13 protein-coding genes are annotated in these 9,635 nt (G+C 68.6%); 5 read left to right on the top strand and 8 right to left on the bottom strand.

What is annotated here, in order from left to right; genetic code table 11:
- Positions 1-236 (top strand): hypothetical protein (locus PH203_RS04925; RefSeq protein ID WP_289916567.1); only part of this gene is annotated, 236 nt, incomplete at its 5' end.
- A 157-nt stretch (positions 237-393) separates the two neighbouring features.
- Here PH203_RS04925 and PH203_RS04920 read toward each other — a convergent pair.
- Positions 394-1,035: a DNA-3-methyladenine glycosylase gene (locus PH203_RS04920; protein ID WP_289916565.1), complete on the bottom strand. Its 642-nt coding sequence runs from the start codon at positions 1,033-1,035 to the stop codon at positions 394-396.
- Positions 1,036-1,212: 177 nt separating this feature from the next.
- Here PH203_RS04920 and PH203_RS04915 point away from each other — a divergent pair, with 177 nt between their 5' ends.
- From PH203_RS04915 to PH203_RS04905, 3 genes are all read left to right on the top strand, one after another.
- A complete protein-coding gene (locus PH203_RS04915; protein WP_289916564.1) occupies positions 1,213-1,995 on the top strand; it encodes a sporulation protein in 783 nt (260 codons plus the stop codon).
- 43 nt (positions 1,996-2,038) lie between these two features.
- On the top strand, positions 2,039-2,578 hold the full coding sequence (locus tag PH203_RS04910) for a YbhB/YbcL family Raf kinase inhibitor-like protein (RefSeq protein ID WP_289916562.1): 540 nt from the start codon (positions 2,039-2,041) through the stop codon (positions 2,576-2,578).
- 157 nt (positions 2,579-2,735) lie between these two features.
- Positions 2,736-3,242, top strand: coding sequence for an HNH endonuclease (locus PH203_RS04905; RefSeq protein ID WP_289916655.1), 507 nt, complete (start codon positions 2,736-2,738; stop codon positions 3,240-3,242).
- 79 nt (positions 3,243-3,321) lie between these two features.
- On the opposite strand, the gene PH203_RS04900 is transcribed toward PH203_RS04905, so the two are convergent.
- The 3 genes from PH203_RS04900 to PH203_RS04890 form a co-directional block, all read right to left on the bottom strand.
- Positions 3,322-4,278 carry an SPFH domain-containing protein gene (locus PH203_RS04900; protein WP_289916559.1) on the bottom strand — a complete coding sequence of 319 codons (957 nt, stop codon included), beginning with the start codon at positions 4,276-4,278 and terminating at the stop codon, positions 3,322-3,324.
- 132 nt (positions 4,279-4,410) lie between these two features.
- On the bottom strand, positions 4,411-4,842 hold the full coding sequence (locus tag PH203_RS04895; RefSeq protein WP_289916557.1) for an NfeD family protein: 432 nt from the start codon (positions 4,840-4,842) through the stop codon (positions 4,411-4,413).
- Positions 4,843-4,892: 50 nt separating this feature from the next.
- Positions 4,893-5,690, bottom strand: coding sequence for an ABC transporter ATP-binding protein (locus PH203_RS04890; protein ID WP_289916555.1), 798 nt, complete (start codon positions 5,688-5,690; stop codon positions 4,893-4,895).
- A 142-nt stretch (positions 5,691-5,832) separates the two neighbouring features.
- Here PH203_RS04890 and PH203_RS04885 point away from each other — a divergent pair, with 142 nt between their 5' ends.
- Positions 5,833-6,621, top strand: a complete 789-nt coding sequence (locus tag PH203_RS04885; protein WP_289916554.1) for a hypothetical protein — start codon at positions 5,833-5,835, stop codon at positions 6,619-6,621.
- A 322-nt stretch (positions 6,622-6,943) separates the two neighbouring features.
- On the opposite strand, the gene PH203_RS04880 is transcribed toward PH203_RS04885, so the two are convergent.
- From PH203_RS04880 to PH203_RS04865, 4 genes are all read right to left on the bottom strand, one after another.
- Positions 6,944-7,174: a chaplin family protein gene (locus PH203_RS04880; RefSeq protein WP_289916552.1), complete on the bottom strand. Its 231-nt coding sequence runs from the start codon at positions 7,172-7,174 to the stop codon at positions 6,944-6,946.
- A gap of 75 nt (positions 7,175-7,249) precedes the next feature.
- Positions 7,250-7,495, bottom strand: coding sequence for a chaplin ChpE (chpE, locus tag PH203_RS04875; RefSeq protein ID WP_289916551.1), 246 nt, complete (start codon positions 7,493-7,495; stop codon positions 7,250-7,252).
- Positions 7,496-7,651: 156 nt separating this feature from the next.
- Complete coding sequence (locus PH203_RS04870; RefSeq protein WP_289916549.1) at positions 7,652-8,293, bottom strand: response regulator transcription factor; 642 nt, start codon at positions 8,291-8,293, stop codon at positions 7,652-7,654.
- Entirely contained in the window at positions 8,286-9,464 is a 1,179-nt protein-coding gene (locus tag PH203_RS04865) for a GAF domain-containing sensor histidine kinase (protein ID WP_289916545.1), read from the bottom strand. Before PH203_RS04865 ends, PH203_RS04870 begins: the two co-directional genes overlap by 8 nt.
- Positions 9,465-9,635: the final 171 nt, after the last annotated feature.

Here is a 9,635-nt window from a genome sequence, read left to right as displayed (position 1 = left end):
CTAATCTGGCGTTGATTTTTGGCACGCTGTTGAGTTCTCAAGGAACGGACGCTTCCTTTGTACTCACCCTTCCGGGCTTTCCTCCGGGCAGTTTCCCTTCGGTCTTGCGTTTCCGACTCTATCAGACCGTTTCCGGTCCCGATTCCCAGTCGGCGGGATTTGTCGTGGGCTTCTGGCTTTCGCCCGTCGGCCTTTCGATATTCACTACGTTAGCCCATCCTCTCGCCAACTCATAATCGAGTTTCGCGAGTTCGAATTCAGGCATGCAGGCACGCCGAATCGGCCCTCGCTGAGGGGTGGTTCTAGGTAGTGGTTTGGCCGCTTCCGGCTGCTGACGATCGCAGTACCCGGTTCAAGCGGCTCGGGCTACGTTACGCACCTTGGAACGGCGCGTCAACTTGAACGACGCCTCGGCGTATGGGCGCGATAAGGGCTCACCGTCGGGTCGTTGGCGACCCAGAAGCGCCAGGGGTGGACGCCTCCTTCACCGGAGACTCCGGTGCGGGGACCGTTGCGTACCTGGTCGGGGGTGACCGGGGTGCCGGCGAGGACCCGCAGCTGGGTCTCTCCGGCGGCACAGGCGTCCGTGCCGTCCAGAGGGCGGGCCACGTCCAGGGCGGTGGCCAGGCGGGCCGGGCCTTTGGCCAGTTCCTTGTCGTTTCGGGCCGAGATTCGACGTTTACGCGCGAGCTCGGCGCCCTCGACGATCTCGCCGGCGCGGAGCAGCACCGCGCTCGCCGTACCGTCCGGACCGCACACCAGGTTCATGCAGTGCCACATGCCGTAGGTGAAGTAGACGTACACATGACCGGGCGGACCGAACATCACGTCATTGCGGGCCGTGCGGCCGCGATAGGCGTGGGACCCGGGGTCGTTCGGGCCGTCGTAGGCCTCCACCTCCGTAAGGCGGAGGGTGATCGGACCGTCCGGGGTGGTGCGTACGAGGAGACGGCCCAGGAGGTCGGGGGCGACTTCCAGTACGGGCCGGTCGAAGAACTCACGTGGGAGGGGCGTACGGTCGGGGGTCGCGATCATGCCGTCCGAGGGTAGTGCAGACGGGTGGCTGCAACGGGGTGGTCAGGCGGCGCTCGCCTTGGAAGGGTGAGGGCGCGGAACCGGCCACGGCCGGATCGCGTTGGTATGGATCAAGGGTCCACGTGCAACTCGTTCATATCGAGAAGCAAGTCGCAGGACGACGTAAGAGGGAGAGTCATGGCGTTCAAGAAGCTGCTCGCGAGCCTGGGGGCCGGCGGGGCTTCGGTCGAGACGGTGCTGACCGAGGTCAACGTCGTTCCGGGTGGTGTCGTCCAGGGCGAGGTGCGGATCCAGGGCGGGTCCGTCAATCAGGAGATCGAGGGGCTCTCGGTCGGGCTGCAGGCCAAGGTCGAGATCGAGAGCGGCGACCAGGAGTACAAGCAGGACATCGAGTTCACGAAGGTGCGGCTCGGTGGTGCCTTCGAGCTGCAGGCCGGTGCGGTGCACGCGGTGCCGTTCGGGCTCGAGATCCCGTGGGAGACGCCGATCACGACGATCGACGGGCAGGCGCTGCGCGGGATGCACATCGGTGTGACCACCGAGCTGGAGATCGCGCGTGCCGTGGACTCGGGTGACCTGGACCCGATCAATGTGCACCCGCTGCCGGCGCAGAAGGCGATCCTGGACGCCTTCATCCAGCTGGGCTTCCGGTTCAAGAACGCGGACATGGAGCGCGGTCACATCCGTGGCACCCGCCAGAAGCTGCCGTTCTACCAGGAGATCGAGTTCTTCCCGCCGCAGCAGTACCGCGGGATCAACCAGGTCGAGCTGAGCTTCGTGGCCGACGCGAACGTCATGGACGTGGTGTTGGAGATGGACAAGAAGCCCGGTCTGTTCAGCGAGGGCAGTGACACCTTCCGTTCCTTCCAGGTGGGTCTGCACGACTACCAGGGCACCGACTGGGCGGCGTACCTCAACCAGTGGCTCTCCGAGGTCGGCAGCAAGCGCAACTGGTTCTAGGCTCGGGACTGCTGATTCCGGTAATTGATCAGGAGGTACCGAGGTGACCGAGCTGAAGCGGCGGCCTCTCCCCCATGACTTCCACCCGCCCGTTCCGTCGTTCACGGTGACGAGCGAGGACATCGAGGAAGGGGCCACCCTCAAGGACGCTCAGGTCTACGCGGCCGGCAACACCTCGCCGCAGCTGCGGTGGGAGGGCTTCCCGCCCGAGACCAAGAGCTTCGCCGTGACCTGCTACGACCCCGACGCCCCTACGGGCAGCGGGTTCTGGCACTGGGTGCTGTTCGACATCCCGGCCTCGGTGACCGAGCTGCCGGTGGGTGCGGGCAGCGGCAAGTTCGAGGGGCTGCCCGAGGGTGCCGTACAGGCGCGCAACGACTACGGCAGCCAGGACTTCGGTGGGGCCGCGCCGCCGCCCGGGGACGGGCCGCACCGGTACGTCTTCACGGTGTACGCGGTCGACCAGGAGAAGCTCGGTCCGGATGCCGACGCCTCTCCTGCCGTCGTCGGTTTCAATCTGCGGTTCCACGCGATCGCGCGTGCGCAGCTGATCGGTGAGTACGAGAACCCCGCCGAAAGCTGAACAAGCCGAACGTTCATGGAACGTTTGCCCGCCCCTGGTCTTGGAAGTGATCAGGGGCGGGCACTTTTTATTTCGTTGTCCATCTCGGCGTGCCCGGCCAGAGTTGATCCCAGCCCGCCAAGGAGGTGGGCGGGTGAGCGCAGGAGGTGGGCTGGTCATGCGGGACACGCTGGTACTGAACGCGAGCTTCGAGCCGCTGTCGACGGTGACGTTGAACCGTGCCGTCGTTCTGGTGCTCCAGGACAAGGCCGTTGTCGAGCAGTCCCACCCCGAACTGCGCATGCGCGGAGCCGCGGTCGACATACCGGCGCCCCGGGTGATAAGGCTGTGCAGGTACGTGCGGGTGCCCTTCCGAAGACAAGCTCCGTGGTCCAGGCGGGGTGTGCTGGTCAGGGACAGGCACCGGTGCGCGTACTGCGGGCGCAGGGCGACGACGGTGGACCATGTGGTGCCGCGGGCGCAGGGTGGTCAGGACTCGTGGCTGAACACCGTGGCCTCCTGCGCGGAGGACAACCACCGTAAGGCGGACCGGACTCCGGACCAGGCCGGTATGCCTCTGCTGCGCCAGCCGTTCGAGCCGACACCGGCGGACGCGATGCTGCTGTCCCTGGGTCACGAGGACTTCGACGCGCTTCCGGACTGGCTCGCGCAGCCGGCGGCATGACCCGTACGACATGACCCGTACGACGATGGGGTCCCCCTCTTCCTGAGGGGGGCCCCATCGTCGTATGACCGCCGCGGTGTTAGTCGATCGACGGCTTCTCTCGGCGTTCGGTGCCTGAGCCGCCGTTGCCCTGGTTGCCGCCGCCTCCTGAACCGCCGCCCAGGGGGCCGAAGTTGCCCATGGCGCCGGAGAGGCCCTTCAGGGCGTCGCCGATTTCGCTGGGGACGATCCAGAGCTTGTTGGCGTCGCCTTCGGCGATCTTGGGGAGCATCTGGAGGTACTGGTAGGAGAGGAGCTTCTGGTCGGGGTCGCCGGCGTGGATGGCCTCGAAGACCGTGCGGACCGCCTGGGCCTCGCCCTCCGCGCGCAGGGCCGCTGCCTTGGCCTCACCCTCGGCGCGGAGGATCTGGGACTGCTTCTCGCCTTCTGCGGTGAGGATCGCGGCCTGGCGCGTACCTTCCGCGGTGAGGATCGCGGCGCGCTTGTCACGGTCGGCGCGCATCTGCTTCTCCATCGAGTCCTGGATGGAGGTGGGGGGTTCGATCGCCTTGAGTTCGACGCGGTTGACCCGGATGCCCCACTTGCCCGTCGCTTCGTCGAGGACGCCGCGGAGGGCCGCGTTGATCTCCTCGCGGGAGGTCAGGGTGCGTTCGAGGTCCATGCCACCGATGATGTTGCGGAGCGTGGTGACCGTCAGCTGTTCAATGGCCTGGATGTAGCTGGCCACTTCGTAGGTCGCGGCCCGCGCGTCGGTCACCTGGTAGTAGATGACCGTGTCGATGTTGACGACAAGGTTGTCCTGGGTGATCACCGGCTGCGGCGGGAACGGGACGACCTGTTCACGCAGGTCGATGCGGTTGCGGATGGTGTCGATGAACGGGACGACGATGTTGAGGCCCGCGTTGAGCGTCCGCGTGTAGCGGCCGAAGCGCTCCACAATGGCGGCGCTGGCCTGCGGGATGACTTGGATCGTCTTGATCAGGGCGATGAAGACCAACACCACCAGAATGATCAAAACGATGATGACCGGTTCCATCGTCGCTTCCCCGTACCTCTCTCCGCCTCGGCGCTTTCGGAAGATCTTAGGCTTGTTGAAGATCTTGCTGGTCGAGTCTGACAGACCGTCGAGCAACTCGTGGGCTGTTCGGTTCAGTTGAGTCGTACGAGGTCAGATGACGATCGCGGTCGCTCCCTCGATCTCCACGACGTCCACTTCTTGTCCTACTTCGTAGGCGCGGTCGACGTCGAGAGCCCGGGCCGACCAGACCTCTCCGGCCAGCTTGATCCGACCGCCGGAGCCGTCGACGCGTTCCGTGACGACCGCCTGTTTTCCCTTCAACGCCTCCACTCCTGTGGCGAGTCGGGGGCGTTGGGCGCTGTGCCGGGCGGCGATGGGTCGTACGACGCCGATGAGGGCGACCGATACGACCACGAAGGCGAGCACCTGCACGACGACGCCGAAGCCCAGGCCTGCGAGGATCGCGCCGGCGACGGCGCCTACCGCGAGCATGCCGAACTCCGGCATCGCCGTCATCACGAGAGGGATTCCGAGCGCGGCCGCGCCGATGAGCCACCACACCCATGCGTCGATGTCGTTCACATGGTCATGGTAGGTCCGCAAGTCCCGCTGCGGACAGGGCGCGAGGAGCGTCAGGAGAGCGGCAGGCCCTGCGCCGTCCAGCGCTCGCCCACCTGCTCCACGACGAGCGGGAGGCCGAAGCAGAGGGAGAGGTTGCGGGAGGTCAGTTCGAGCTCCAGCGGGCCGGCGGCGAGGACCTTGCCCTGGCGGATCATGAGGACGTGGGTGAAGCCGGGGGCGATCTCCTCGACATGGTGGGTGACCATCAGCATCGAGGGGGCGATCGGGTCGCGGGCGAGCCGGCCGAGTCGGCGTACGAGGTCCTCGCGGCCGCCGAGGTCGAGGCCGGCGGCGGGCTCGTCGAGGAGAAGCAGCTCGGGGTCGGTCATCAGGGCGCGGGCGATGAGGGTGCGCTTGCGCTCGCCCTCGGAGAGCGTGCCGAACTTGCGCTCCAGGTAGTCGCTCATGCCGAGGCGGTCGAGGAAGGCGCGGGCGCGCTGCTCGTCGATGTCCTCGTACTCCTCCTGCCAGCCCGCGGTCATGCCGTACGCGGCGGTCAGCACGGTCTCCAGGACGGTCTGGCGCTTGGGAAGCTTGTCGGCCATGGCGATGCCGGCCATGCCGATGCGGGGGCGGAGCTCGAAGACGTCGGTGCCGGGCTTGCCGAGGGTCTCGCCGAGGATGGTGGCGGTGCCCTTGCTGGGGTAGAGGTAGCTGGACGCGACGTTCAGGAGGGTGGTCTTGCCGGCGCCGTTGGGGCCGAGGATGACCCAGCGCTCGCCCTCCTTGACCGACCAGGAGACCTGGTCCACCAGAGCCCGGCCCTCACGGACCACGGATACGTCCTGAAGCTCCAGAACATCGCTCATGAGCGCGTTGTCTCCCCTTGCAGTGTGACCGGTCTCGGCGTCTCGGCTGTCGCGTGCGCGCATTTTCGGGCGCAGCCCTCAAGGAAATCTACGCCACCGGTCGGCCGCTCCATTCCATCGGTCCGGTCCTTAGGGTGGGGGCATGCTCTCGGAACCACGCTCTGGACGTCTTGCCGCTTGGGGAAATGGCCTTCTTGCCGGACTTGTGTCACCTGACGACGCCGTGCTCGCGATTGTGGGCGAGGACGCCGTGCACCGGGTGGAGGGGTTGCCGGGTGAGTCGGCGCCTGTCGGACTCACGCTCGCGCTCGGGCGGTTGCGGGCGCTCGGGGTGACCGGGTTGCGGGTCGCTCTGCCGGCGCCCGGGCATCCGTTGGGGCTCAGCGGGCCGCCGGAGTTCAATGCGCGGGCGCTCGAGGCCGAGGAGGCGGTGATCTGCCAGGGCGCTGCGCTGGGGCTGGTGCCTGAGGTGCACGAGGCCGGGCCTTCCGGTGATGTGCATGTCGAGGTCGTGTGGCATGTGCTGCCGGTGCGGGAGGCTCCGCCTGCGGATGTGCCGTCACTGGGTGAGGCGGAGCGGGAGCTGGCCGAGGCGTTGCGGGAGGCGACGGAGGTGCTGACCCGGCTGGATGTGGCGGGGTCGGGGCCGGTGGCGGAGGCGGCGGTCGATGCGTATCGGGCGCGGGCCGAGCGAGGGCGGGAGGTGTTGGCACCTGGGTATCCGCCTCGGGCGGTGCGGGTGCTGGAGCTGGCGCAGCGGGTGGGGTTGTTGGTCTCCGTGGCCTATGAGAACGGGCATGGGGGTGCGGTGAGTGCGGGGGAGATGGCGGCGCGGGCCTCGGCGTTGCGGCCGGTTGAGCGGACGGCTCGGCGGGCGCAGGTTGCGGCGTACAACGCGTATGTGGAGGAGCGGGAGCGGGGGGTGCGTTAGCCGGCGCGACGGGTGCGGGCTGAGCGAGGGGATTGGTGCGCAGCCCGGCGCGACGGGGCGCCTCCCCCAGAGGGGGACCCTCAGCGCCCGCCCGTGCCGTCCTGGGCGGCACGAATGCCCGCAGGCTGGGCTGGCCTGGGAGACACCGCGTGTCCGCTGCGTCGGCGGCTGGCATTGGCTGGAGATACCCAGGGGCGCGGGGAACTGCGCGATCAGCCCCCCACTCGACCGCAGACGAACACGCGCCCCCCTCCCCCGGCATGGCGAAGGGCCCCGCAGGTCGCCATTGACTTGCGGAGCCCCTCTCGGCGATGACCCGACGTCAGTCGTTCGTGCCCTCGTTGCCAAAGGCGGGATTCAGGGCGGCGATGCCGTTGACCGTGTTGCCGACGACGTTCACAGGGACGTGGACGGGGACCTGGACGAGGTTGCCCGAGCCGACGCCCGGCGACTTCACGGCCGCGCCGTCGGCACCCGCGTCGGCGACAGCGGCACCGGCGGCGGCACCCGTGGCCATACCGGCGACGGTGAGGGCCACGGCGGTTCGGATCATTGACCGACAAACTGACCGGCCCCCCAGGAGTGAGGGCCTGGGGGGCCGGAAGTCACTGCTGCTCCGGGACGGAGGTCAGCGGTTGATGCCCAGGTTGCCGAACGCCGGGTTCAGCACACCGATGACGTTGACGCTGTTGCCGACCGCGTTCACCGGGATGTGCACCGGGGCCTGGACGAGGTTGCCCGAGGCGACGCCGGGCGAGCCCACGGCCTTGCCGTCGGCGTGCGAGCCGTCGGTGGCGGAGGCCATACCGGCTCCGGCAGCGATCAGACCGCCGGCCACCATCGTCACGGCCGCTGCCTTCTTCAGGTTCTTCACTTCTGAGCCCTCCTAGCGATTGCCGCGGCAGTCGCCGCAGCACGCACTGGAGAACGGTGGAGATCGACGAAGGATGCGCCATCCGGGGGACATTCCCACGACGGTATGAATCTCAGTCCGGAACGGAACCCTCCGTATTGCCGTCCGCGTGGTGGATCAACCGGTCACCCCATGACGTACCGCCCAGAGCGCGGCCTGGGTTCGGTCCGCCAGGTCGAGTTTCATCAGGATGTTCGAGACGTGGGTCTTGACGGTCTTCTCGGAGAGGACGAGGGCGCGGGCGATCTCGCGGTTGGAGCGGCCGTCCGCTATCAGGCCGAGGACCTCGCGCTCGCGTTCCGTGAGCGAACCCGCCCTTCCCTGGCCGTTGTTGGCCTCCTCCTGGGAGAGAAGGGCGCCCGCTACCTCGGGCTGGAGCAGGATGTGGCCCGCATGGACGGAGCGGATGGCGCCGGCGAGGGCATCGGGGTCGATGTCCTTGTAGACATAGCCGGCGGCGCCCGCGCGCAGGGCCGGGATCACGGTGCGCTGTTCGGTGAAGCTGGTGACGATCAGCACGCGCGCGGGGTTGTTCAGTTCGCGGAGTCTGCGCAGGGCGTCGACGCCGTCCATGCCCGGCATCTTGACGTCCATGAGGACGACGTCGGGTTTCAGTTCCTCGGTGCGGGCGACTCCCTCGGCGCCGTCGGCGGCCTCGCCGACGACCTCGATGTCGTCCTGCACTTCCAGGAAGGTGCGCAGTCCGCGGCGGACCACCTGGTGGTCGTCGACGAGCAGCACCTTGATTGCGTCAGCCACCAGGGACCTCCATCTCGATCGTGGTGCCCTTCCCGGGCGCCGATTCCACTGTCAGGACACCGCCGACGCCGCTTGCCCGGTCCCGCATGGAGACCAGTCCGAGGTGGCGTCCCGCGCGGCGGGTCCGCTGCGTGTCGAAGCCGCCGCCGTCGTCGGTGACCCGCAGGACGGCGCCGCCGGCCCGGCGGGCGAGCGTCACGTCGACGTGCTCGGCGCCCGAGTGCCGCAGGGCGTTGTGCAGCGCCTCCTGGGCGACGCGCAGGACGGCCTCCTCCTGCGCGGCGGGCAGGGCGCGTACGCCGCAGCTGTCGAAGGTCACGCGCGCGGTGTGGGCGCGGTCGAGGACCTGGACCTGGGTGCGGAGGGTGGCGACGAGGCCGTCCTCGTCGAGGGCGGCGGGGCGCAGTTCCACGACGGCGGCGCGGAGCTCGTCCGCGGCCTCCGCGGCGAGGGTGGCGACCTGCTGGAGTTCGCCCTTGGCTCGGGAGGGGTCACGGTCGACCAGGGCGGCGGCGGCCTGGGCGGTCAGGCGCAGGGAGAACAGTTTCTGGGCGACCGCGTCGTGCAGTTCGTGGGCCAGGCGGGAGCGTTCCTCCGCGATGGTCAGTTCGCGGCTGCGTTCGTACAGGCGGGCGTTGGTGAGGGCGATCGCGGCGTGCTGGGCGAGGATGGAGAGCAGTTCCTCGTCCTCGGCGGTGAAGCCACAGCTTCCCTCCGGCTTGGGGCAGGGGGGGTGTGGGGGGTTTCCCCCCACAGGACGCAGCTTGTTCGCGAGGAACAGGGCGCCGATGACCTCGTCGCCGTCGCGGATGGGCAGGCCCAGAAAGTCGGACATGTCGGGGTGGGCCGAGGGCCAGCCCTCGAAACGGGGGTCCTTGCGCACGTCCGCGAGGCGCTCGACCTTGGCGTCCTGGAGCATCGCGGCGAGGATGCCGTGCTGGCGCGGGAGGGGGCCGATGGCCTTCCACTGTGCGTCGCTCACGCCGTCGACCACGAACTGGGCGAAGCCGCCGTGGTCGTCGGGGACACCGAGCGCCGCGTACTGGGCGTCGAGCAGCTCGCGGGCCGAGGCGACGATCGTCTTGAGGACGTCGCGCACCTCCAGATGCCTGCTCATGGCCAGCAACGCGGAGCTCACCGCGGCGAGGCCGGACCTGGGGCCTTGACTCATGCCCTCACGTTACCGGCGGGGTGTGACAGTCCGTATCGGCCCTGTGGCGGCGGCCGCCTAGGGCGGTGGGCCTAGGGCAAAGGGCCCCAGCGTCTCGCGACCCGCGTCCGACGCGGGCGGGGTGGACCGGTTCCTAGGTTGAGGGCACGCCGATCGTCAGGGCGTCGAGAT

It is taken from the genome of Streptomyces sp. S.PB5 (assembly GCF_030403745.1).
Taxonomy (GTDB): Bacteria; Actinomycetota; Actinomycetes; order Streptomycetales; family Streptomycetaceae; genus Streptomyces.
Note: the sequence above shows the minus strand (reverse complement) of the source record. Positions and strands in the feature narration are given on the sequence as shown.